A 23,551-nucleotide genomic window follows, 5' to 3' on the forward strand; every position below is an offset into this window, starting at 1 on the left:
AACTGCCGCATGGCCGAAAGCCGGCGTGACAGCCGAAAAGCTCGGCCATGCGGCATAATCCGACTTACGGCATAATGACCATTATGCCGATATCGGCATAACGGGCATTGGTCAGGCGCAAAACATCGCCTTGATCGTGATATGTCGGGCCGCTTCGGCACCAACGCTTATGCGCTCGAAGAGCTGGTCGCAGAACTGTCCGCAGCATTCCTTTGCGCTGACCTGGGTGTATCCCATGATCCTCGCGAAAACACAGCCGCTTACCTTGAAAGCTGGATGTCCGTCATGAAGGCGGACAAACGCGCCATTATCACCGCAGCAGCCAAAGCTCAGGCGATTGCCGATTATCTGCATGGGCTTACATCGATACACGGATCGGAGGTCGCGTAAGCGACCTCCATGTCAAACAGGCCTTTTCTGCCGCATCAGATCTGACAGAAATGACAAGATTATGAGATATTACTGTGTTCTGGAGCGAGCGGTATTATAAACATCGCCACGCTCACGTTTTCCAACTGCCACGACCAACACCGTTACAGTGTCGTCGTTGACGGAATAAACCAGCCGATAGCCTAATTGACGTAATTTTATCTTGTAATGGTCAGGCATACCGTGAAGTGAGGCGCTAACGACCCGCGGCGTTTCCAAACGTTCACGCAGTTTTTTCTTTAATTGCTCTTGGATTGTTGAGCCGAGTTTATTCCATTCTTTGAGTGCCGAAGGCAGGAATTCAAGCTTATAAGGCATCGATATCGACCGAAAGGCCCTTTTCGTCGGCTCGTTTCCGGATTATCTCAGTCAGACGAATATCGTCCAGCTTCTCGAGCATGGCTTCATAGACGCTAGCGGGAACCATATAAGCCATAATTCGATTGTGATTAAGAACGGCGACAGCCTCGCCATTAGCCTCGTCCATTACCGCTGACGGACTTTTTTTGAGGTCCGAAACACTAACTGCTATATTTGCTTCCACACGTTGCATAACAAATTCCGTATCCAATTGGGTGCGAAATTTAGTATCATATTAAGTATGGAAGTGCAACAGTAAACCCGATCCTCCCATTGAGGATTGGTTCTTATCGCGCATTTCGAGCAATTGTCGGCTATTCGCAATTGCCATTGCCAACTTCGACTATTTGATTGGATCCGTGCTTTGCGGTTTGGCATCGACCTGGCTTTGTAAGTCTGCCATTTTTTTAACCAACGAAAGCAAGTCACGCGTAGTGCTGTGCGGGAGATTTGCCACGAGTTTCGCAAGTTCGACGCGATCCTTGGCTTCCTCCTCACTTTTGCCCCACAAATGAGGTGCTGCCTCGTAAAGCATGTCGATGGGCATAACGTTCAGCACTTCGCAAATATGAACCATGCGTGTGACGTGGAGTTTTGAAAACGCCCGCTCATAACGGCCATAAACTGGCGTAGACAGTCCCATCAGTGGCGCAAAATCAGCTTGTTTCAGGCCCGCTTTTTCACGTGCGTCGCGCAGGTATTTTGCAAGTCGCTGATCTATTTCTTCAAACGTGCTTATTCCGTTAAAACCTGAACGCCTGAAGACTGGCTTATCGATCTCAGGATCATTGGTCCTTTCCAAAGAATGCTCATTTGCGAAATCCAATGACTCACTACTCACGCTGGAACCCCTTTTACCTGCCGTGCCACAACGGCGATCATTACCATATTTTTCAGAAATAGCAGCACTTCAGAGTTCGTGTTCGCCTGTTTTCAGCGCGCGTTTTATATTGAAATGAAGGAGGAGGGCGCATTCGGCGCTAGCGTTTGGGATTCCAATGCCGATCGTCGTCACATCGGTTATCTGGATTTCACCGCCACAAGGCGCCAATCATTGGCCACCCCCTCGAAGACGGCTTCGATAGCTTTGGGCTCATTCAACCAGCTTAGCGATGCAGACAATTCGCATGCAACAGTCTGCTCTTTGATTGGAATACAACGCAGGACCGACACTTTGGAAGAACGGCCGTAATCGGCGTAATTCCAGTTCGACAATCGAAATAACTCCGTCCTGGCTGTTTCGTCATCAGGCCAAATGGCATCGTAGCTTTGCTTTGCCAGACTAGCGACCTTCCGTTCGTCGGTATGAAGATCCAGATTGGTGCGCAGCGATGGAGCGATATAGATCCCAACGGCAATTCCGACCGCAATGCCGATGAGAAAACTTCGACCAAGCATGATCAGTATCCGTTATCTTTGAGATACTGATCAATTGCGTCTCGAAGTATGACGGTCATCTTGAGACCGTTGTCGTGTGCTGCTTTCTCAAGTCGACGCTTGGTTTCATAATCAAGCGAAACGTTGACGAAATGCTTGCTTTCACGCTCACGAGACTTGCGAAGCTCACGCAGTCGATTACGGGAGTCTTCCCGACGGTTCGCAGTTTCAATAGCACTTGCCCGGTGCTGTTCCGGTGTTGTCTCAAGAGGCGTATACTGCTTTTTCTGTCTTGATGTCGCTGGCGCTGATTCATTTCCAACTTTTGCAGCGTTTTCGTCGCGCGCGTGAGTAACTGGCGGGGGAGAGGCAGTGACTTTGTCCAGATCAATAGAACGTTTTCGACGTTCCGCGACAGGGAAATCAGAAAGAGAGATTTTTCCCTTAGCCATTGATAGTCTCCCCGTCGTGCTCCTTTTTAAGATGCTCCAACTCCTCGACGAATGCATTCACCTCCGCTCTGGCCTTGAGAACCGGTTCACTCGGTTCGAGCATTTGTAGCGTGCCAAGACCGCTGCGGATTTCGCGATAGCAGTTGCGCTCGATCAACTCTGTATCGAGCAACACGGAATTATAACCGTGTTCGCTCAGATTTTGGACGAAAGGGCGAATGATCCGGTATTCCTCCAGATGCCGATTGACGATAGTGATACGTGTTCGCAGAACTGCTTGAGGAATACTACGGTCTAGAAGGTCCGTTCGTGTCGCAATTGCCTCCGCTGTTTCACCAACTGCTTTAATCTCATCTTGGGCGGGCTGAATGGGTGTGATGACGATATCTGAATGGTCGATTATCGTATCCATCACTACACTATCGACGCCCGGTGCGTCGATCAGTATGGCGTCGTAGTTGCCCTCCTGTGACGCCATTAACTTCTCTATATTGTTCTGACGAAGTGCCGTCGCCAGTGAAATCGACGCTGGTACATTATCCTTTGCCTCGCACCGCTTCCACCACTCGGCTAAGTTCTGTCGTGGATCGGCATCAATTAGGAGTACCCGTCGATTTTTGAGTGCGAGTTCACCTGCTGTCAGGATGACTGCGGTCGTCTTCCCCGCTCCACCTTTGCCGCTTACCGAAGATATTCGAAGTGTCACGATGGCCCTCCTGTACCTGGATAATGCTGGTTTTCTTGGTGTCGATTATTGCCTGAAGCGCCGGCAATGCTGCCAACAGGGCGCAAGAATACATGTCAGGATAAGGTACTTTCACACGATGTGACAATACGATTTGTAGCATGTGACACACCATGTGTTCACATCAAATAATCACATCACTCGATAACTGGAGTTTGGGAACATGTTTCTCCCAATCGAGTGTGAACCCCGGAGCCGCGCAAAAGCCGTCCGTGCCGCTCGCACGCAGTCCGGCAAGGGCGAAGAGCGAAGCGTCCCTTGCTGGCGATTACGGAGGGGTACACAAAGGCGAATAAAGCGTTCTGGTGGTGAACCTTGGTGAGCGTAATTTCTTTGCAGCGCCGGGGCGCAGCCTCGGCGTAAGGTAAGCGGAGCGAGGCCAAGTTAGACGAATATTGGATGGCTCCCCTTGTAAATGGTTAGGCAGGATACGGAAAAATGTGCTACATTTTTGCTAAGCAATCGCGAAACACGTCCGCGATTGTCGATTGCTGCGCTGAATTGGAGCTAACAACGCCTATGAATGAAGCAATTAATGAGGGTATGGGGGGCGTAAAACCCAAGCCGCAAACCATTCATAGCCGTGTCTCGGCGGACGAATATGACGCGATCGACGATGCCGCGAAGGCGGCTGATATGACGATGAGCGCATTTTTCAAGGCCGTGTTGCTGCAAGGCGCAGGGGTAAAGCCCATCTTCAATGATGAAGACAGAGCGCTTTTGTCCCTCATGCTTGAGGATATGCGCATGATTGGCATCAATCTTAATCAGGTCGCTCGAGCGCTGAATAGCGGCAAATCGGTTTCAGATGGCGAAATCCGCATGGTGGTGGGTGACGTACAAAAGATGCAGGTTGCGGTTCTAAGTGAATTGAGGCGCGTCACCAAGCGGTCAGGATACAGACACCGCAGCAAGGAATAGCGACCATGGAATTCTTTCTCGGGGCCTTTGAGAGCGAATGGGAGCAGCGCCGTGCGGCGATGCTGCATGAGCTTTCGTTGGGTTCGGGAGTAGCAAGTAGCGCCGAAGAGGAAATGCGTCGTAGATTGCGTGAATTGCAAATCGCTGGCGGTGCTGCTGCAGCAAGTGGCGGCTTGGTGCCGAAAATGCGCGCGCGATCCTCAGAAGCATTTGCGTCCGTACAAAGTGCGGCGAACAGACCGATTGCCGCCGCAAGGCCGATGGAAGCCCGTTTGGTCGCGGTCGCAGCAGGTAGTCAACCGGCTGTGGTGAAAATGGCGTCGTATGGTGGCGGTGCGCGGTTCGGCGCGATGGTCAATTATGTATCGCGTAGCGGGGAAATACGCGTCGAAAAGGAAAACGGCGAGCGCCTTCAGGGTCGCGAGGATCTGGCCCGGTTGCATGGAGATTGGGAGCCATTGTTTCAAAATCGAGCCGAAAGCAGGGATATTGGGACTTTCCATGTGTCGATCGAAGCTGCCGGGTTCGCAACAGAAGAAGCTTTGCACCAGCTCGTACGCGATAGTCTGGCTAGCGCATTCGGTAATCGCAGCTTCGCTTATGCTGTTTCGCAGCCTTCACGTGGAGTTTTACAAGTTGACGGTATTGTAGTGTTGCGCAGTGCGGAAGGGGAACGGTTAACCGGCGACCCGAAGGCAGCGGACATTATTCAGAGGCGTTACAACGAAAGCGCAGCGTCTGATCTGGCGAGGGCGCGGTTCCGTTTTACCGGGTATGGTAATGGCGTGGAATATGGCGCTGCCAAGCTGAGAAATCTGGTCGAGGATCATAAGGGTGATGTTCGCGATGGTAAGGGGCGTGTTGTCTCTGATGCGCGCTCCGCAGGCGACCTGGTGCAAAAGCAGTGGCGTCGGGAGTTGCACAGCCGTAAGGGCAGGGATGTGATGCATGTCATTATGTCTGCCAAAGCTGGCACCAATGTTCAGGCTTTTGAAGGTGCTGTTCGGGATTTTCTGGCCGCGCAGTTCGAAGGACACCGCTACATATTTGCGATGCATGATCCGTTCAGCGACCCGAAAGAGATGGGGCAGGGCGGAAAGCGACCGCATATCCATGCACATGCCATTATCGCTATGCGTTCGGATGCCGGTGATCGGGTCGAGACCTCGCCACAAGTTTTTCGCCAGTGGCGCGAACTTATGGCTGAAAAGGCGCGCGAGCACGGCATCGCTATGGAAATGACCGACAGGCGCGAGTTTGCAAATGCTCCAGCCTATACGCGCAATCAGGTTCGGCCGGTTAATCGCGAGGGACGAACGGAACATGAGGGGACGAGTGCGGCAGCTCAGTCGCGTTATGACGCCAAGCGGTCGGGTCGTCATAGCGTGGCGCGAAGTGCGCGCAGCCGCGAATATACCGTAAAGGTAACTCAGGGTTGGGAGAAACTCGCAATGGCAAGCGGCGATCGTCAGATTTCTGCATATGCTATGCAACAAAGAGATGTAATAGAATCAACTATTTCGCTTCAAGCGGACGTAAATAATTCTAATATCGTTCATGCGGATTTCGGGTCGCAATATCGTTCCAATTTGGTAAAGTTGCAAAATATCATTTTGGAGGGTGAAAAAATGCGCGAAATGTCGAGAAGCGATTTTGAGGCATATGAGAAAGAAGTTGAAACAGCTTTGTTCCGACTTGGCCGCAATCTCGGTCTGGAAGACAAAGCCGATCTGGATCAGGTAGCGCAGTATACGCGCGAACATGTCAATCTAATGCGCGAGCATATGGAATTGACGGAACAGCGTGGATTGACCGTTGAAACACCATCGCAAGAAAGCGAGCCGGATAGCTCGTCGATGCAGATTGCTCGCGAACCCGATTCCGAAATTGCAAAGCCAGCGCATGTTGTCGCGGAAGCAGAGCAGGGCCGGCCATCGGCAGATAATGCCAACGAACTTCATTCCAGCATGGATGACGAGGAGAAAGCGGCGGCAGCATCCTACCGGGCTGAAATGGATCGTTCATTTCCCGATGAAATCACGAGCCGATATTATATTCGTGAGGATCACGGGGGGACGCAGCGAGTCTTTGCCGATTCAATGGGTGAGCGCGAAGTGTTCCAGGACAACGGCGAGAAGCTGCGCGCTAAATCGTTCGATGTTCAGGGTGTTCGCTTGATGGTCGAAACAGCAGCGCATCGCGGCTGGACGAGCATCGAGATAACGGGGAGCAAGGCGTTCCGCCGTGAAACGTGGCTGGAGGGCCAGGCGCACGGCATCTCGGTCAAGGGCTATCAGCCGACCGAACTGGATTGGCAAGATCTGGCGCGTCGCGAGCAGTCCTATTTGCGTAATGAAATTGCTCCAATCGAGGGCAGGGCGCTGGATGCGGCTCATCGGGATCAGGAGCAATCTGCAGGTTCAGATCAGTCGAACAAGATCGATAGAGAGCCACAGAGTGCAGATAATTCCGGAACGCCGCAGTCCAAGACCGTCGACTATAAGGAGGGCGTTCAGGGTATCCTCGTCGAAACAGGCGAAAAGCCCTATCAAGATAATGAAAAAAATGAGCCTTCGCCATTTGTGGTTATTGAAACCGCCAGTGGCAATCGCACGGTCTGGGGTGTCGGACTGCCGGATTCGTTGCATCGTGCTGGCGCTGAAATCGGCGATGAAATTCATTTGCGATCCACTGGTACGGAACGCGTCCTAAAAACCGTCATACAGGAGATTGACGGGCAGAAGCAGCGTGTCGAACAAATGGTCGATCGCCGGGCATGGGAAGCGAACTTGCTTGAAGAACGGGATCGGGCAGACGAGAAAGTTGAAGGTTCCAAACAACTCGATAATCGCGCGAATATGGAAACAAAGGCCGTCGTTCGGGACGGAGAGACAACCCGTGCAGATCCGCCGCAACAGCAGGTTGCGCGATTGCAGGAACTAAAGCAAGAGCAGCAGCAAAAGAAGGAACGCGACGAACACGAGCGTTAATCGACCATGCGACACGATTACATCTATAACTCACCTCCCGATCCGAAGGCCGACCATGCCCTTGCAAAGTTCTTTGCGGTTCTGTTCTGGCTTGTCCTGGGGCTGGTAGCGATCGTGTACGTAGCTACTGTCGTGAGAAGCTGGTTCAATGCAGTCATCGCGTGGTTAACCGATATGATCAGTTTCCTTGGAGGATTTTTGCCGTTTTGACGGCAAAGAATATTTAATCAGACGGGCACTTTTGCTGCCCGGAATGTTTGAAGTGGGATTGAGATTTAAGCGGGTCTGGGGTCAGTTACAGGAGCAAACTACATTATGGGGCGGGAATAAACGTGCTAAGTCGAATCCGATGCCCGAGTGTAAAACTCAATGTCTTTAATATATCTAATGCATAAATGCCGACCCTATAGCCGGCCGTTGTAGGCGGTGGACTGTGGAGCTCCCCTAGCGTTCCTGACGTGGCCTCAACTCGATCGTTAAAGGGTCGATCTCTTTCATAGTCAGGAGGGCATTCACCCGCCGCGCCGCGTCGCCAGCGCGAAACCACTTGGATGCTGCGTCAATATTGAAGCGTGGGCGCCGACGGCCCTCCTGGGGCTTAGATGCTTCTGTCACAACCTTAACGATCTCATCGATCCGGTAGAGTCCGCCTGCGACAGGAAGAGGCATTTTTCGTTGCTGGAGCGCCTGCCGCTGCACTTCAAGCTTCTCAGCGACGTCAGCCAGGCTTACCAGGTCAGGTCGAACCTCGTGAAGGGTCGTGCCTTCGGGAAGCGCTTTGATCAGCGCCCGTGCTGCATTAAGAATTACGTTCTCAGCGTCATCGCCTTCCGCTTCTAACTCGACACCGAGCAAGCCGGGCGTACCAGTGCCCACCAGGGCGTCCTCGAAGCCAGCTTCGAAGATGGCGTCGGACAACACAAATGGATCGTGTCCCCCGTCAGGGAGCGCGAAAACTAACTCGAATTCGAATTCCTCAGCCATCGACATTTCCTTCGTCATTTTTCTTTAGTTGCACGCAAGCAAGGGCTTTCTGGCGGAGCTTCTTAGCGTGTTGCTGAGGGTTTTTGGGTGTCGACCAGACCGACATCTGGCAAAACTCGCCACAGCGACAATCCTGATCATTGGCAGGGCAACGCAGGATACCCCAAACAATGCCCTTTTCCCTCGATCAGCTTCCACCCGAGCTTTTCGAGCTCCTGGAGGACGCCTTCTATTTCCTTAGACGTGTGCCTCTTTCTAGGCAAAATATATACTCCGCCATATTAAATTGTCAATTGACAAGTTAGAATGCCGCATACTCTTAACCTTAAGAATGAGTATGATGCCATGTCATCCTTCCTCGCGTGTGACTTGGTAAGTTATAGTGGTACACAATTACAAGCGAGAAGTTCAAAGGTCAGATCGCTGTCGCATATCGACGTAGGTTCTAGACGGTCACGGAAAACGCATGGACCGGCCAAAGTCGAGCGACATTCTCTAATTCTGCAATTTCACCACGTTTCGAATGAGTGCTTTCGACCCTCTAGAGGTCGTTTCGAAGGGCTCCGTTCCCACCCGCAACCTGCCGTTCATTCTGGATGAGATGCACGACGGAGTCTGGGCCGCAAGCGGACTGTCGGGTTTAAATGGTAATTTTGGGAGAACTGACGTTCGCTTTACCTGAAACGAAGTGGACGGTTCACGATGACTGCCGCAGAAATGCTGATTGAGGGCCTATTCTTGCCGATAATTCTAAGAACAGCACGGTCATGATGAAAGTTCAGAAACTCTTGCGCTACCGCATCGTCTGCAAAGTGCGTTGATATCTGGGCATCCGCCGAAGCTGTCAACGTACCGGCTGGAATACTGTCTTGCCAACCTTTTAACTCACGAAACTCCTTCACGATGATCCCGAAAGGCGGGTGAGCATGACTGAGCTGTGCTTCGGAATAAGCGACGAGTTTTCCAGTAATGTCGCACGCGATCAAACCGTCAGGGCCAGCGAAGCGGTCAAACTGCCTCTGCTTCATACCAAGCAAGTCGCGTGACACTGCGTTATGGCAAGCCACCGAGAACTCCTCCGCGTCACTCTTGGGACGACCTGCAACCGCTTGAACGTAACTAAAGTCCGTCGGTGTATTATCTACGCGAATAACCCAAAATCCTGGGCTGGACCATCCGTCGCCCTTATTCAACCGCCTCTCGAACTGCTTTATTCCCGCGCCGATTTTTGAAGGGCCGTCGGAAACAAGTAAATCGAAGCGCTCTAGGAGCGACGACAGATCACTGTGGTCCTGATAATCCGATATGTGTTCTCCGTCGCGATAGCGAGCCAACATGTCTCTAAAATGCTGTTCAGCAGCCTTCTTAGTCTTGAAAATCTGGCCATTCGCCAATTCAACTGGTTTTGCCATCTATTCCTCCTCCAATATTGCCTTTATCAGCACTTTTTCGCGAACCTCCCGAACCACGATTAATGGCAAACCGAGAGCGTCCAGCCGGTCGCGCCGCTCAATGACCCATTCAATACACGCTGCTTCATCGAGGTCATCCAGTGCAATAATCTCATATAGTGCAACAGCCCCTATGCGTGACATCCCAAGCTCCATCAAGGAGCGTAGGGTAACGGTGCTCACCCCAAATTCCAGGGCAATACCGATGTCGAGGTCGATATCGATGAGGTCTTCTCGCCCAATGGCCTTCAGATGGTGGTTCAGCACGTCGACATATGCTGAGAAATACCGAGGCGCCAGAAAGCGAGCCGTACTCTCGATCATCTCGAGTGTGCTTCTGATGACACCAGCCGTATCAATCTCCCGATCGCGCTGTTGAAGATACTCGATCCGCTTGCGTATGATAGTTGGCAACGAATAGCCTTTCAGCCACTCCAATACCGTCCGGGCGTGAAGCGGGATCAGTGTTTTCGGTACGAAGACGCTTAACACGTAGTCATTGATCCTCTCCATCATCCTCGAAAAGCGATCATAGGCGTCAACGCTTTCCGATGGGGCGGGAAGCAAGTCCTCAAGCGGACCACCATAAGCCTGAAAGAATGCCAACAGATTCTGCAATCCAATGAGGCTTACACCTGGGTTTCGTGCGCCAATTTCCGCTGCAAGGTCGAGCCCATCTGTAGCTTTCGCAAGCGCTTGCTCGAGGCGTAGCAAATTCGCAGAGGATTGGCGTTTGGCCCACGGTGCTGCGGTAAGAGACCGGTCGCGGACATATGCTGTCGTGAGATAAGCGCTCACCTGCTCGAAGGCACGGACCTGACTAGGGTTAAGGTCCATTCCTGCGACACGTTGCTCAATATAGGAAATCAGCTCATCGAGTTTCGAAAGAGCAGTATCGGTCTCACGCCGGATCGGATACCGGGTTCGCTGTGGAACGCCTGAAGGCCACACCTTCTCATCAAACGCATCGATGCAGATGATGTTGCCTTGGAATTCATCGCCCCATCTGCCAGCGCGACCGGCAAGGTTCCAGAAGTCCTGCGGCTCCATGGGCGTCTTCTTGCCCTTGCGAGGCCCCCGAATCACGATAGTCCTGCAAGACAGATTGACGCCCTCAATTAGCGTGGACGTACAGACTAGGAATTTGAGCTTACCTGTCTTGAACAGCCGCTCAACCTCCAGGCGGATTAGCGAAGGCATGTTCCCGTAGTGGAAAGCGACGCCGGCCTCAACGAGTGGTGCCAACCTGTAGCTTCTATGGACACACTTCCGCGCCAGATCAGCAAGATCAGCGAGTTCTTGGTCGATCTCCTTCGCTTTCGGTAGAAACTGACTGATGAGCTCAGCGACATCTTCGGCCTCTGCCGCTCCATTAGCGTAAACAAGGCTACCGCCCTGCTCACCTATGGCCGCTGCGATAAAGGCGAGCTTCTTCACCAGCGTACCCGGCTTGCTTGCAAGCGTCAGTGTCCCGAGGGGCAGATATTCCTTATTGTGTCGGAACTTCAGTGCCCATTTTTTCGGTTTTGCGGGAACTTGGTGGACGACAACGATGTTTTGCAAAACAGTGGCCACATCACTGTCGATCGGTATGGTCGGGGTGGTGTCCGGCGCGTCGTCGAGCAGTACCTCGGGGTTCTGTGTTGCCGGGCTTACAAAGATCACACGCATGTTCGGACTAGATCGAAGAAGCCGCTCAATCGCGTCTTGCAAGATAACACCGCGCTGCGGGTCCCCGATCTTGTGCGCCTCGTCGACGACAACTAGATCGATTTCGACACGCTCGTGCAAGAGGTTGGCCAGAAGATGCAATCGTTCTTGAGTGAAGACGAAGACGCATCGCTTGCCGGATTTCTCCGCGGCTGCATATTTCTGCGCCGAGGGCAATGAGGAGATTTCGATATCGAGCCCAGATTGAGCCGCAACTTCTGTGAGCGACGACTCGATTTCCGAAACAAGGGCGCGTGTTGGCGCAAGGTAGACCGCCCGCTGCACCTTCTCGGTAGCGATGCAATCGACGAGCCATTTCAAGACGAGGAAGGTCTTGCCGGATGCGGTGGGTGCGGACGCGGACAGCCAAGCCCTCTCCTGGCCAGCGGCTTGCCAGAACTCAAGCTGGAACTCATTGACCGGCAAGCGCTCCCCTGTCGCCTCCAACAAGATGGAGCTTTCGATCTGCTTACGTTGGTCTTCGATTCTAAGCGCGACACCTAACCTTGATTCCAAATCTGGTTTAAGCCGTCCTCGCTGCTCGGCCAAAGCTACCGATCGGCGGTTCGACAGCTTATCAAACAACACTGCGGCCGCGTCGCGAACTGGGTCTGACGTCGGTAGCAACATCGCGCCGGTCGCGATCCGCAGACTTGCCTCGCGGTGCAAGCGCTTTTTCGAACGTGCAAGGATGCTCGCAGCCAACAGCAGACGCGGCCAATCAAACGTAATGTCCGCCAACTCAGGCTCCGGGGCCACATTATCTAGTTCCAGAAGAGTGGTGACCCGACCAAGCTGCTGCAGCTCTTCGCGCATTGATGTCTCATAGAGCCAATCTTGAAGTTCCGTTTCCGACATCAGCGCCCCATAGCGTCGAGGAATGCCTCTCGAAACTTGTCGACGGAAGGAACTGGCAGGCAGAGGAAATGAATATCGAAATGCTGGAGCTTCTCTTCAGTCAGCCTTCTTCCAACCGATTTCGACCAGCCAACAAAGCGTTCTTTCGCGGCCTTCACCATGTCCTCAAGCACACCCAGTCCATCGTCGTCAGGATAGAAATCCGCTTCGAAGCCGACAAGCGCTACCCCGCAATACTCGACCCTGTTCGACAGGGGTGAACTAGTGTCGAAGAAGCGGCGAAAGGCGGCCGACAGTTCCGGATCGCCAAGGTCTGCTTTATCGCTCAAAAGCACGAGGTCGCGCTCTCGGGATGACTCGAGGTGATCTTCTTCGATCAAGAACGGTGCCAGCGAATTGAGACAGTCGCGGATAGCATCAGTTGGATCCTTGTAGACTTTTGATTCGCCCCAAAATAGCTTCAGCTTTCCGTCGTCGGCGACCGACGCATAGACGCCGTCAGCGCCATGGTAGTGCATCCGGCTGTCGGTCTTGAGATCCATCTTGCACAGGACATGGGGGAAACCCAAAAAACGTTCCGCAAGGAGGAACAGAAGCATTTCGCCGCCCTCGCCAGTCTTGGCCAGATCGGTGAACACAGCTCTTGCTTTTTCATGTAGCGCGGCAACGGCAGACGTGGATCGGAACTTCGCGTCCCTCTGCCTTGCCTCTTCAATTCGCATCCGTGGGATAGCGTAATCAGCCGCTGCGTGGCGCATGAATTCCGCCAGCCGCTTTACCTTGATCCTGCCATTTCCATCGGTCGTCAAACAATGACAATACATCGTAACCTTGTGACCATCGATCATGATGTCACGCTCGACGAGATGTAGATGCACGCCCAACTCGTCCGGATCGCCCGATAAAATCGCGTCGAGCTCTGCACCGGTTATTTCTGCCATGTCCCCGCATCCTACAGAATCAATTGAAGTACAATGCAAATTAAATCTTAGAGTTGCAAGTGAAGCCCCTATTAGATCACGTTGTTCTTGGGCTCACCCGGTTTGAAAATTGTCACATCGATCACATCGAAGCCTGGCCGATAAACGTCTGCTCGGAAATTCTTCACCTCGGGCATTATCACCAACCTGGTGATGCTTTCCTGACGTTTAAGCTGATCTCGTTCTATCTCCAACGTAAAACGATCGTCTTGTGTTCGGCGTACAGTAGACAAGCAGCTGTGGAGACACACATATCCAGAATTGCGTAGTGTGGCGCACCGATCCAATATCACTGAAGCGAGGACAGACAGGGCAAATCGGTGACAGAAGACATCAAAGCGGTAGATTTAAAGCTGGTCGGCGATCTATTCGGTGAAGGCTACGTGATGGACTTCACTAATAGAACCTACCAAGAATTCTTCCGTGATGAAGTTGGTGTAGACATTTACAACGACGCCTACTTGATCAACGAAGGCAACTCGAAGGGAAAACGCCTGCGTGCATTTATGCAGAAGGCGCAGAAAGTTGCCATCGTCAAAGCGCTCCATGGCCTCTGGGAATATCGGGTAGCCTATATGGCCGGGCGTGAGGATCCAGTGTCGCAAGGCCGCGAGCGGCTGAGCGCCTTGATCGTCAAGCTAGGTGGCAAGCCTCTCTCGGGAGCTGTTGATACCACATTAACCCATGCACCGTCGCCCAAGTCGAATGCTCCAAGCGAGAATGTTCAAGCTGCGCTGGAAGCAGGATTCAACATGCTACATTCAATGGACGATGTGCCACATGCTAGAGGATACGCCTTCGAAAGCTTCCTCAGATGCTGGTTCGATGTTTGGGGCTTAGAGGCTCGCAAGTCTTTTAGGATCGGCAATGGCGAGCAGATCGATGGATCTTTCGTCCACCGACATTCGGTCTTTCTCTTAGAGGCGAAATGGAAGAACGCCGAGACAAACGCCGGCGAATTGCATTCATTTCAAGGCAAGGTCGGAGAGCGCTTGGAGGGCGCACGCGGACTCTATGTGTCCTATGCAGGGTTCACTTCGCCGAGCCTTCGAGACTTCACCGCGAAGCGGATACTTTTGATGGACGGTATGGACATTGTAGATGCGTTAACTCGTCAATTATCCTTGGACGAGATAATTGCCGCTAAGCTACGTATTGCGATAGAAGAGCGTAGACCATTCGTCCGAGTGCGCGAATTGTTTCCTTAGTCGAAACCTTCAGCCTGTATGCAGCAAGGTTCAAGAACGTGCCCAAGGCAATCGCCAAGCTACGCCACGCTTTGCTGCGCCCCCATACAACCGAGGCAGCTTTACTCTTACGCACTCAATAGAAATTTTCCCGGCGAGCGATGGTTATCCAGCGACGTGTGGTTTTGCCGGTCAATCAAATGTCGGCCAAGATAGACCTTCTTTCAGTTGACCACTCCGACGTCGGCGATGAATAGGGGTCTTTAAACCCATGGGATTGACTTCCCCCAGCGGCGTTGGTTCAATGCTCCCGAGGGGACGCAGCCATGGAAATGACGGTCGAAGAGGCTTTGGCGATTTTCGTCGAGGCCGTGAAGCGATTCCTGCAACAGGAAGAACTTGCCTATGCGGACAACGACGAGACGGCGCTATCCAGCGTGCTGTTCGCCCAGATGTTCGGCCAGTATCCTGGATGGCAGGTGAACGCTGAATGGAACAAGCACAAGCAAGACAGTAAGTGGATGGATGCCGCTGGCAGGGCAGATGGCGAGCTAGCAACTAAGATTCGACCGGATATAGTGGTACATATCGTCGGGCAGCGCAAAAACCTCTTGGTCGTGGAAATGAAGCGCGAAGTGAACAAGAACCGCGCTAGAGACATTGAGAAGCTCATCGGACTCACCCTGCTGGGCGGTGACTACGGATATGCTGTTGGCGTACATCTTATCGTAGACATTGCCGAGAGCGTGGCCACGGGCTGCAACGTGTACATCAACGGGGCGATAGACGACCGCTGGACGACATGGCTAAGGGAGAGACTTCCCTAGCAACCCGTGCCTGCGGCACTCTTTCATCTGTTAGCCACCGTGGGCGTCAGTTGGTCGCCACAATTCAATGACGCCGTCTGGCCGCTCTACTCCTGATCAGCCCAATTTGATCGACCAACGGGTGGCATCTTAACAGTAATTCCAAAAAAGCGCGTTCGCTCATAAATAAACGCTTCAGGCCTATACGCGAAATTTTACCTCTGACAACGGGATGGCTGCTTTTCGGCCAACGTCGCGGGTGCCCATATGTCCAATTTGAGGGCACAAAGCTGCCGGAATTCGGCGACCAATTGAGTGGCAGCTTTTTCAATTTGGCCGGTCAGAAGCGTCGAGGCAAGTTATACCCAATTGTGCTGCTGAGCTCGGCGCGATTGCTGAGTCTCACTCAACACCTCTTTCGAGTGCCGCAGTTATTTTCACAATGTGACATTGGTCATCAGCCCAATATCTTCCGGGTCTGGCACAGTAGCATTGAATATGTCTAGATAACTTTTCCGCTTTCGAGGCGATGCGCCCGAGGCTTCGACTTTTTCGTTCACAGCCTTCAATAATCGCTCTGCGCTCGGTTTAAGCTGCGCTTCGACTTCTTCAATCCGATCATGGATGTCAGCGGGAGGAGCTGCCGACTTCGTGTCACTCCCTGTTGAAGCTAATTTGACGTTCAGATTGACCGTCCTGCTATTTGTTTTTTTCCTGTCATCAGCGTTAGGAATTGACGGAGAATTGTTTGGGCCCGATTTATGCAGAGGTTCCTCATGCTTTTCAGGACGGGCGGGCAGGGGGCTAATTGTCTGCTCAACGGCCTGTTGCCCATTACTCGCGTATTCGCTCGTCAGTGCTGGAACTGCCCTATGAGGTAGATATTCAATCGTCGGCACATCAGGAACATGCGATTGCGAATAAGCTTCAGCGGCCTTGAAGGGCATGGTGTTGAAAAACCGCAACTTATCGCCGTAGATGGGCCGTTGTCCTTCAACAAGCAAAATCATCTTGCTTTCTGGCATTTGCCGCACTTCTTGCGGCATCATCAAATCGCGTTCGCGGATTTGCTCAACCTTTGTGCGTCGAGGTAGTCCAAGAATCTCGATCGTGCGGGATTCCGACTTGTAGCGGATGGTTCTTTTTCCAAGTGCACGCGATGCATATTCCGCTGTGGCCTGATCGTTGGCACCTAGCACCAGTTGATAACCACAGTTGCCAAGAAGGGAATGACGCGAAGTCTCACCGTAAATCTCGTCGAGATTCTTGAGGTCCTGAATAATGATTGCGAGCTTGATATTATAACCAGCCACATAGGGCAGCTTTGTCATAATCTCGTCCATCTTTTTAAGCTGTCGAAATTCATCCAGCAAAAAATAGACGGGTAACGAGTTCGGATCGTGTTCCAGCGTCAGAATGTTCATGACTTGCTGTACGAACAATGTGAGAAGTGGTCGCAGGATCGTAATATCAGTAATATTCGGTGCAAGATAAATTGAGATTGGCCGCCGTTTCATGGCGGCGATATCCATGTCAGTTACCTCCGTTGCGGCAACAATGCGTTCATTTCTAAAGGGTCTGAGTGCGTTCTGAATATCGAGCAGTGCCGATGCTGCTGCACGCTCTGACAAGGCTAGAAATGCGTTGAAGCTTTCGACGGTATATTTTGAAAGGTTCGTCTCTTTTTCCTTGATGAACTTAATTTGTGCCTGCAGATCGACCCCGCTGTTTACAAAAGAAATGACTTCACCAAGGTTGCGCCGACCATGGTAATAGGGGCTCTCAAGAACGTAGCTGATAATTCCCGCAACGACCTGTTGAGCTAAGCCCTGCCAAACTGAATTTTCGGAACCGACGTTCTCAGGAACGAGGATGCTTGCAATATTTTGTATATCGGTTGTGCGATTACCACGCTCTGGGCGAACAAAATCTAGCGGATTATAGCGATGTGTCGTCTCGGAGCCGGGTGCGAAAAGGAATAACTGGCTTCCGTTCTTCTTTCGGTATCCGGCCGTAGCCCTAAATATTTCGCCCTTCAAGTCTGATACGATCATGGACCCTTCGTGCATCAGAGCATTGGGGATGACGTAACCAGCTCCTTTTCCGGATCGGGTGGGGCCAATTATTAGATGATGTCGACTGTCGGCCGCACGCAGTACATTTCGGCCGAACCGTCCAAATATGTGCCCCTTACTTCGAAACCATTTGCCACGCCGTAGGCCCATAACGTCCTGAAATGCCGCATCTCCCAACGGATTTTCGTGAGTCCGAAGACCAAGATAGGCAGCAAAAACCGCAGCCGCTATCGCGGGTAATAAAGCGCCGATTGCGACCCGCTGAAGGGTTGAGTTAGACGCATAGACCCAAATTTGTTGTATCGGCGCAAAAGGGTTTTCTGTGATGGTGACATTAAGAATGCGAGTATCTTTATAAATGACACCGAGCGCTACCCCATATGCCAGGGTCCAGACGAGAAAGGCTGTTCCGGCGCAAAATATGAGATAGATCGCTTTGTAACCTTTACTCATAGCTCCTCATTTCGCGCGAAAAAAATCTCCGATACACCGCGTTTTCCGCCGTCCCGGCGCAGCTGAATGACTATGGGGATTACCATGCGAATGTACGACATAAGGTCATGCTTGGAGTATCCCCCCGACAGCCCCGCCTGCTGCATCATCATGGCGAGCTGTTCATATGCGCCTTGTGGGGTATCGGCATGAATTGTGGACATAGAGCCAGGATGGCCAGTGTTAATTGCGCGTAGAAATGAAAACGCTTCGGCACCACGGATCTCACCAACAAATAGTCGGTCTGGTCGCAGTCGGAGCGATGCTTCGAGCAGATGTTGGATCGTGACGTTAGCGGTGCCTTGACTACCTTTGGAAGCCACAAGGTGAACGCGGTTTTCCTGTGGTGGTAACAGCTCCCGGGTGTCTTCCAATGTAATGATCCGTTCCATAGGGTGAACGGACTGCAGACAAGCGTTTAGAAAAGTTGTTTTCCCCGAGGTAGTGCCGCCGCTGATCAGGATTGACACGCGTTGCTTTATCGCAGTGTTGATGAAATCAAAAACCCTGTTTTTCTTGAGATGATCGATAAGTTGGCGATCGATATCACTCAGGCCACCAACTGCGACAGATACCTTGTCCAGCGAACCGCTATCCCTGTATTCTTCCAAGCTGAAATTGCTAACCACCTGCTTGCGGATCGATATCGATCCACCTTCAGGAGCGGCAGGAGGTAGTACGACCTGGATGCGTTCGCCAGTCGGAAGCGAAGCACTTAATATTGGTTCGGATTTACTGACATACTGATCAGTCGATCCGGCGACACGTTCACCGATATTCTGAATCTCTGTCGCTGTAAGTGCGTCAATCGCATGGAACTCCATGTGATCCGCACCAAGACGCTCTACATAAACGTGACCGGGCTTGTTGACTGCAATTTCTACAACCTTCGGATCGTTGAGAAGTGGTCGCAACGGCTCCAAAGCCCGCTCAAGGAAGTAATATCTGCTTTGTGTGGCTGACACCGCACTATTTGCCCCGGCGTTCACGTTGGATTTCCTTCATTGCCTCTGTGACGGGATCGTCATACATCGCGGAAAAATCGAGGTCTTGGCGCACAAAGATAAAGATGCGCTCTCCTTGATGGACGCTAATCGTTGGCTTGATACGCAAATTCTCGCTCAACGCGGTATTCGCCATCTGCGAGAATGTGTCTGCGATAGTTTCGCGTGCGAGTTCTTGGCCCCGTTTCGCATCATCATTATTGCGCCCGAAAGCTTCTCCGCTTCCAAAACCCGTCAGATAGCTGGCGCCAGCACCGACCACAGACAGCATGATGGACGCTCCGAACCGCTCGCGCCATTTTTTGTCAACGATGCCAGTGAGACCCGAACGCCCTAGACTATCTGTCCCCATGGAGTTCAGACGGACACTAACTCCATCATCGCGGAGCAAACGCGTCCAAACCACGAAGACGCGGGTTTGGCCGGTCATTACGTCACTTTGATATTCACCTACGAGGCGTGTGCCGGTAGGTATAAGAATGCGACGACCATCAAAACTGTAGACGTCTTCTGAGGTGATTGCGCGAACTTGGCCTGGCAGATCGCTTACGATCGAAGTTTCGAGGATACCGGGTATCATCGTTCCTTCCGGCACAACCGCATCGATGCGCTTGATTTTCGTAGCTTTGGCATTCCTGTCAGCCATTGCCGAGGCCGTCGCCAGAAACTTGCTGTTTCTGTCTTCGCCAGCAACAGTCGGTGTTCCTTCGCCACTATCGCCACCAAGTCCCCCATTTGCTCCGCCTGATCGCGCTTGATCCATCTGAATAAGTTTGGATTTGAACCGGTCTGGAAATTCTTCAACGATCTCCGGCGTGGGTGCCTGATCGGGTTCCTTCACCGCGACTGTCGGCGGAGGCGGGGGAGGGACATTAAATGTCGTGGTGTCGACTTTCTCCGGCTCCGGTGGCGGTGGAGGCGGCGGGATATTGATGATGTTGGGCTCGGGCGCAGCAGGAGGCTGATCCTGGTCGCGCACGAAAGACGGCGGTCTGAACGACGTGGTGCTGAACTCCTCGTCACCGCGCACGAGATCGCGCGGCTTCTCCGAAGGTTGTTTGAGAACAAAATAAGCCATAGCTACACCTGCAAGCAGAAATACCGCCATCGCAGCCGTCTGATTCCGCTTTGCATTCTTGTTGCTGACTCCGGCGTCATCGGCAGACGCCAGTGCTTCCAGTTCGGGAGACTGTTTCATCAGTTGCCGCTCCTTCTCCGCTTGGTTGCCACTTGATCAGGCGCAGGACCCATGATGTCGGGATCGGGTGCGCCAAAATCCGGCTTTCTAAGGTTGAAGATGCAGATCCACTGATCACCGTCGCGGAGAGTGTATTGAGTTGCCGTGCCATCCACGACGAGATATTCGCCTTCCTTGCGGAAGTTACGCAATGTTTCGGAAAAATCGCTGTTTACTGCAAAGATTGCTGGCGTCCGACCAGTGAATTTGAAGAAGGTTTTCTTGCCGTCATCGAAAACCATTGACGGTTTCAGTTTCGTATCTCCCGTAAAGGAATAGTCGATATTGACGTTTGCCTTGTCGATTTTAGAGATATTCGGGTTGGCAGCGCGATATTCAGCCTCTTTGCGCATCGCTGCATTCAAATCCTTCTCGGGGTAAATGAAACGGACGCCAAAGACTTGTCTGCCAGCTTCGGGCGCATAATCGTGCAGTTCCAAAAAATAGATGCGCTTGGTCGTGACTACGTTCATGTTTGTAACGACGTTCTTAGCCGTCGGCTTCACAAACAGAATGTTGCCTTTTTCGGTTGGAGCAACCTGCCAGCTCTCTGTATCGCCGAGTGAAATGGTCTCAAATTTTTCATCTTCATCGAAGACGATCATTGTCGATATGCCATACGTCGCGGAGATTTTGACGACATTGTTAGGCTGGTAGACGACACTGGTCACACGTGAATCGAGTGATCCAGCCCTTGGCGTCTGTGCTGCGTGGGCGTGCGAAAGGATGGCGGCGGAGAACGCCGCCGCAAGTAGGAAGCGGTTTTTCATCCCTTGCTCCCTTCCGTGACGGTTTCCTGATCACGCCGGTAATTGTAAACTTGGAAGCCGAGGGGATTTTCAAACCGCCATTCGTTTGTGGCGGGTTCGTCCGTGTAGCGATAGCGCACAACAGCGATGTAGTGTCTGGTGATGGCATCGGTATCGGACTTTTCAGTGGTTGAGAAACGAACTAGAGCGGTTGAATCGTTGGGGAAGGTGACAGACTTCACATCGACAAGCACACGCTTGTTTTTACCAAAGACCTTCGCCGGATTGTTCGGGTTGGCGACGCTGTATTGCTCTTGCAATTCGCGAGCGGCATCGCCTGTCGACAACAGTGCCGCCGTGCCAAAGTTTGTATCGATCGCGTAAGGATCATAGCCTTCACGTGTCCTGATATACCGAACGACGTTGGCTTGTGTAATTGCGCGTGAATCCGTCAGATTTTGCGCTTTTGTCAGTCCGCTTTTGGTTTCGATGTAGCCGGTAGCCTTGTCTACGACGACAATCACAGGCTCGAAAGATTTTAGCGGAACCAGCATAACGAGTGCGAGCAATGCGAAAAGCGCGACGAGCCCGAATATGATGGTTACGAACCATGCCACGGCCTTTGAACGTTTTGCTTTCCGGACGATCTCGTTCTCCCAACGATCACCGTCCTGAAAATAACTTCTCAATGCAGCTTCTCTGGAATCCGTCATGATCTGGCCTTTGACCTCTTATGAACCTGCAGCATCAGCGAGGCAGGCTGTTGCTGCTTATTCGGTTTTGCATTGCTTCTTTTGCGCCCTGGCTTGTCGGGGAAATCGAGCCCCCGCCGCCGCCAAAACGATTGTAAAGTGAACGTCCGCCTCGGTAGCTCGCACGGATCCCCTTGAAGCCAACTCGCGCAATCTGCATTGGGGCGGTGACACCGGTCATGCGAGCAATCCGTGTCGCGGCAACGCCAATTCCAACGGCCAACCCTCCTGCAATGCCCTGAGCAAGGACCTGGATGTTCAACAGGACGAAAGCGCCTGCGAAACAAAGCAGGAGGAACGCTGAAATATCACTCAGCGTAAGGCGTCGCTCCGCGGCGGCAGCGGATACCTTCGTCAGTTCGGGGTCCATTGCGGCGATAAGGAAGGCGGCGACGACAAACACGAATAGCGGGATCAGTGCATATAGAAGAACTTGTTGGAGCCATGCCTGCCCAAGACTGCGCGATTGTTCAAACAACATGCAGGCGATGAAGATAGGTGCGGTTCCGATCAGCACCCACAACATCACCTTGGCAAGCACAAGAATTGCGAGAGCAACGGCGATGAAGATTGCCACACAGGCCATAATGAGAAAGCCGACCATAGAAGGCAAAACGGAAAAATAGCCCGATTGCTCGGCAAACGCGGAAGCCGCCTCATTCGCGGTTTTCCAGATCATGGAAAGACCATTTGTCGGTTCGGTAATTCCCGTCCCGGTGGCGGTCAGGATGGCGCGACCTACATCTTCAGGGGTATTGTTCAGCCACTTATAGAAAAAATCGTTGAAGTATCCCCAATTGCTGATCAATGCCAGAATGAAGACCATGCGGAATACGCGTGTAACAATTTCAGCCACGCTAATCCGCGAAGTCCCCATTATTACTTGGAGACCGTAATATCCAACATAGGCGATGAACATCACCTTGAGCAGCGGCGTGATTTCAGAGCCGATAATATTGTAAGCCTGCGATGAAAAATTCTCGCCGGAATTATCAATTCTCTCCAAAAGATCGCTCAAGAAATCATGCATAGCGGCCCCCGATTATTCCGTCGCTATCGAATTGATCGCAGCAATGGCGGTCGCTGGATCGCCATTAACAAAGGCCATAGGTCCACAGTCTTGCCGAATGTCTTCGGCAAATGACGTGAGATTTGCGGGACGTTTGCAAGGAGCAGTCTTTTCCTTGACCGTTCCGCAGCCGGCAACGCCGGCTGCAATGGCGGCAAAGATAAAACACTTCAGGAAGTTGTTAGCGATGTTAGTTTGCACTGTACGTCAACACCTTCTTGGAATTGGAAATGTCAGTGAGGCGGCGCTGATTGTCGGCCTGCAATGACGACACGGCACCGTTCATCACGCCGATCAGTTCGTTGATGGTCAGCCCTGCTTGGACTTGCAGCTGCGTGTTTTGGTCGATGGAACCTTTAATGTCCTTTGCCTGACCGATACTCTGCCCGGCCTGTTCAAAAGCGCTTCGGCGCGTCGTTACTGCCTGTTGCGAACCATTTACGAGTGCGGCGACACCAAGCACTGTATTGACCATCTGCTCATAAGACTTGTCGCCGCTGAAGCTGCTATTTGCCTGCCCGGAAAGGTTTTTCACGAGCTGAAGCCCGTTAATGAAAGTCGAGGCTAGTTTCGCAACATCGCCGCCCATGCTGCCGAAGTTTGGTACGCCGCCGGACATAAGGTTGTCGAATGAAGGCATGGAAGACACGCTAAAACCGTTACCGACCGCAAGGTTTTGCATCTGGTTTGCATCGCCTCCACGATCACCAGTTACTGCCTTCAATGTCTCTTCAACAGTTGTGAGGATTTCCTTATTCGTTCCGAGGATCTTATCCGTCGTTGCGGATGTTTGTTTGGCTACTTCATAATTGGCTGCATCGATTACCGGCACGCCTCCCGCCGCATAAGCCGCAATGGGAGCGAACGATGCTGAAGCAACGGTAATCGCTGACGCAGAAATAAGTCGTTTCATGTCTTTTCTC

General features: G+C 52.3%; 22 protein-coding genes and 1 pseudogene. 5 read left to right on the plus strand and 18 right to left on the minus strand.

What is annotated here, in order from left to right:
• Window positions 1-105 precede the first annotated feature (105 nt).
• Window positions 106-390 (plus strand): annotated as a pseudogene (locus KWJ32_RS24020) (zincin-like metallopeptidase domain-containing protein); the annotation flags it as partial.
• 69 nt (window positions 391-459) lie between these two features.
• On the opposite strand, the gene KWJ32_RS24025 reads toward KWJ32_RS24020, so the two are convergent.
• From KWJ32_RS24025 to KWJ32_RS24050, 6 genes are all read right to left on the minus strand, one after another.
• On the minus strand, window positions 460-747 hold the full coding sequence (locus KWJ32_RS24025; RefSeq protein ID WP_165902970.1) for a type II toxin-antitoxin system RelE/ParE family toxin: 288 nt from the start codon (window positions 745-747) through the stop codon (window positions 460-462).
• Complete coding sequence (locus tag KWJ32_RS24030; protein ID WP_256886392.1) at window positions 737-982, minus strand: type II toxin-antitoxin system Phd/YefM family antitoxin; 246 nt, start codon at window positions 980-982, stop codon at window positions 737-739. The genes KWJ32_RS24025 and KWJ32_RS24030 overlap by 11 nt, the downstream gene beginning before the upstream one ends.
• Before the next feature lie 150 nt (window positions 983-1,132).
• Window positions 1,133-1,630 (minus strand): helix-turn-helix transcriptional regulator, encoded by a 498-nt coding sequence (locus KWJ32_RS24035; RefSeq protein WP_128095072.1) that lies wholly within the window; start codon window positions 1,628-1,630, stop codon window positions 1,133-1,135.
• Between the two features lie 179 nt (window positions 1,631-1,809).
• The gene (locus KWJ32_RS24040) at window positions 1,810-2,187 is read right to left on the minus strand and encodes a hypothetical protein (protein WP_094574682.1); all 378 of its coding nucleotides are present in this window, start codon (window positions 2,185-2,187) and stop codon (window positions 1,810-1,812) included.
• 2 nt (window positions 2,188-2,189) lie between these two features.
• Complete coding sequence (locus KWJ32_RS24045; RefSeq protein ID WP_256886393.1) at window positions 2,190-2,618, minus strand: ribbon-helix-helix protein, CopG family; 429 nt, start codon at window positions 2,616-2,618, stop codon at window positions 2,190-2,192.
• The gene (locus KWJ32_RS24050) at window positions 2,611-3,324 is read right to left on the minus strand and encodes a ParA family protein (protein ID WP_256886394.1); all 714 of its coding nucleotides are present in this window, start codon (window positions 3,322-3,324) and stop codon (window positions 2,611-2,613) included. Before KWJ32_RS24050 ends, KWJ32_RS24045 begins: the two co-directional genes overlap by 8 nt.
• Before the next feature lie 558 nt (window positions 3,325-3,882).
• On the opposite strand from KWJ32_RS24050, the gene mobC reads away from it, so the two are divergent.
• Both mobC and KWJ32_RS24060 read left to right on the plus strand, forming a co-directional pair.
• The gene (gene mobC / locus KWJ32_RS24055) at window positions 3,883-4,284 is read left to right on the plus strand and encodes a plasmid mobilization relaxosome protein MobC (RefSeq protein WP_024899910.1); all 402 of its coding nucleotides are present in this window, start codon (window positions 3,883-3,885) and stop codon (window positions 4,282-4,284) included.
• Between the two features lie 5 nt (window positions 4,285-4,289).
• A complete protein-coding gene (locus KWJ32_RS24060) occupies window positions 4,290-7,274 on the plus strand; it encodes an LPD7 domain-containing protein (protein WP_256886395.1) in 2,985 nt (994 codons plus the stop codon).
• Between the two features lie 444 nt (window positions 7,275-7,718).
• Here KWJ32_RS24060 and KWJ32_RS24065 read toward each other — a convergent pair whose 3' ends face one another.
• From KWJ32_RS24065 to KWJ32_RS24080, 4 genes are all read right to left on the minus strand, one after another.
• Entirely contained in the window at window positions 7,719-8,258 is a 540-nt protein-coding gene (locus KWJ32_RS24065) for a hypothetical protein (protein WP_256886396.1), read from the minus strand.
• 674 nt (window positions 8,259-8,932) lie between these two features.
• On the minus strand, window positions 8,933-9,670 hold the full coding sequence (locus tag KWJ32_RS24070) for a DCL family protein (RefSeq protein WP_256886397.1): 738 nt from the start codon (window positions 9,668-9,670) through the stop codon (window positions 8,933-8,935).
• Entirely contained in the window at window positions 9,671-12,277 is a 2,607-nt protein-coding gene (locus KWJ32_RS24075) for a DEAD/DEAH box helicase (RefSeq protein WP_256886398.1), read from the minus strand.
• Window positions 12,277-13,218 carry a DUF1837 domain-containing protein gene (locus KWJ32_RS24080; protein ID WP_256886399.1) on the minus strand — a complete coding sequence of 314 codons (942 nt, stop codon included), beginning with the start codon at window positions 13,216-13,218 and terminating at the stop codon, window positions 12,277-12,279. Before KWJ32_RS24080 ends, KWJ32_RS24075 begins: the two co-directional genes overlap by 1 nt.
• Window positions 13,219-13,577: 359 nt before the next feature.
• Here KWJ32_RS24080 and KWJ32_RS24085 point away from each other — a divergent pair, with 359 nt between their 5' ends.
• Both KWJ32_RS24085 and KWJ32_RS24090 read left to right on the plus strand, forming a co-directional pair.
• Window positions 13,578-14,465 carry a hypothetical protein gene (locus tag KWJ32_RS24085; protein ID WP_256886400.1) on the plus strand — a complete coding sequence of 296 codons (888 nt, stop codon included), beginning with the start codon at window positions 13,578-13,580 and terminating at the stop codon, window positions 14,463-14,465.
• A gap of 305 nt (window positions 14,466-14,770) precedes the next feature.
• A complete protein-coding gene (locus tag KWJ32_RS24090; protein WP_256886401.1) occupies window positions 14,771-15,271 on the plus strand; it encodes a hypothetical protein in 501 nt (166 codons plus the stop codon).
• A gap of 416 nt (window positions 15,272-15,687) precedes the next feature.
• On the opposite strand, the gene KWJ32_RS24095 is transcribed toward KWJ32_RS24090, so the two are convergent.
• The 8 genes from KWJ32_RS24095 to KWJ32_RS24130 are packed head-to-tail and all read right to left on the minus strand — an operon-like array spanning window position 15,688 to window position 23,541.
• On the minus strand, window positions 15,688-17,778 hold the full coding sequence (locus KWJ32_RS24095; protein ID WP_256886402.1) for a type IV secretory system conjugative DNA transfer family protein: 2,091 nt from the start codon (window positions 17,776-17,778) through the stop codon (window positions 15,688-15,690).
• The gene (virB11, locus tag KWJ32_RS24100) at window positions 17,775-18,806 is read right to left on the minus strand and encodes a P-type DNA transfer ATPase VirB11 (protein ID WP_024899891.1); all 1,032 of its coding nucleotides are present in this window, start codon (window positions 18,804-18,806) and stop codon (window positions 17,775-17,777) included. The genes KWJ32_RS24095 and virB11 overlap by 4 nt, the downstream gene beginning before the upstream one ends.
• A complete protein-coding gene (gene virB10 / locus KWJ32_RS24105) occupies window positions 18,787-20,019 on the minus strand; it encodes a type IV secretion system protein VirB10 (RefSeq protein WP_024899890.1) in 1,233 nt (410 codons plus the stop codon). Before virB10 ends, virB11 begins: the two co-directional genes overlap by 20 nt.
• Window positions 20,019-20,828 carry a TrbG/VirB9 family P-type conjugative transfer protein gene (locus KWJ32_RS24110; protein WP_256886403.1) on the minus strand — a complete coding sequence of 270 codons (810 nt, stop codon included), beginning with the start codon at window positions 20,826-20,828 and terminating at the stop codon, window positions 20,019-20,021. Before KWJ32_RS24110 ends, virB10 begins: the two co-directional genes overlap by 1 nt.
• Window positions 20,825-21,520, minus strand: a complete 696-nt coding sequence (locus tag KWJ32_RS24115; protein ID WP_256886404.1) for a type IV secretion system protein — start codon at window positions 21,518-21,520, stop codon at window positions 20,825-20,827. Before KWJ32_RS24115 ends, KWJ32_RS24110 begins: the two co-directional genes overlap by 4 nt.
• Before the next feature lie 34 nt (window positions 21,521-21,554).
• Window positions 21,555-22,589: a type IV secretion system protein gene (locus KWJ32_RS24120; protein WP_256886405.1), complete on the minus strand. Its 1,035-nt coding sequence runs from the start codon at window positions 22,587-22,589 to the stop codon at window positions 21,555-21,557.
• Window positions 22,590-22,601: 12 nt separating this feature from the next.
• Window positions 22,602-22,817 carry a hypothetical protein gene (locus KWJ32_RS24125; RefSeq protein ID WP_151665579.1) on the minus strand — a complete coding sequence of 72 codons (216 nt, stop codon included), beginning with the start codon at window positions 22,815-22,817 and terminating at the stop codon, window positions 22,602-22,604.
• Between the two features lies 1 nt (window position 22,818).
• A complete protein-coding gene (locus KWJ32_RS24130; RefSeq protein WP_256886406.1) occupies window positions 22,819-23,541 on the minus strand; it encodes a type IV secretion system protein in 723 nt (240 codons plus the stop codon).
• Between the last annotated feature and the right edge of the window lie 10 nt (window positions 23,542-23,551).

Source organism: Ochrobactrum sp. BTU2 (genome assembly GCF_024539785.1).
Taxonomy (GTDB): domain Bacteria; phylum Pseudomonadota; class Alphaproteobacteria; order Rhizobiales; family Rhizobiaceae; genus Brucella; species Brucella anthropi.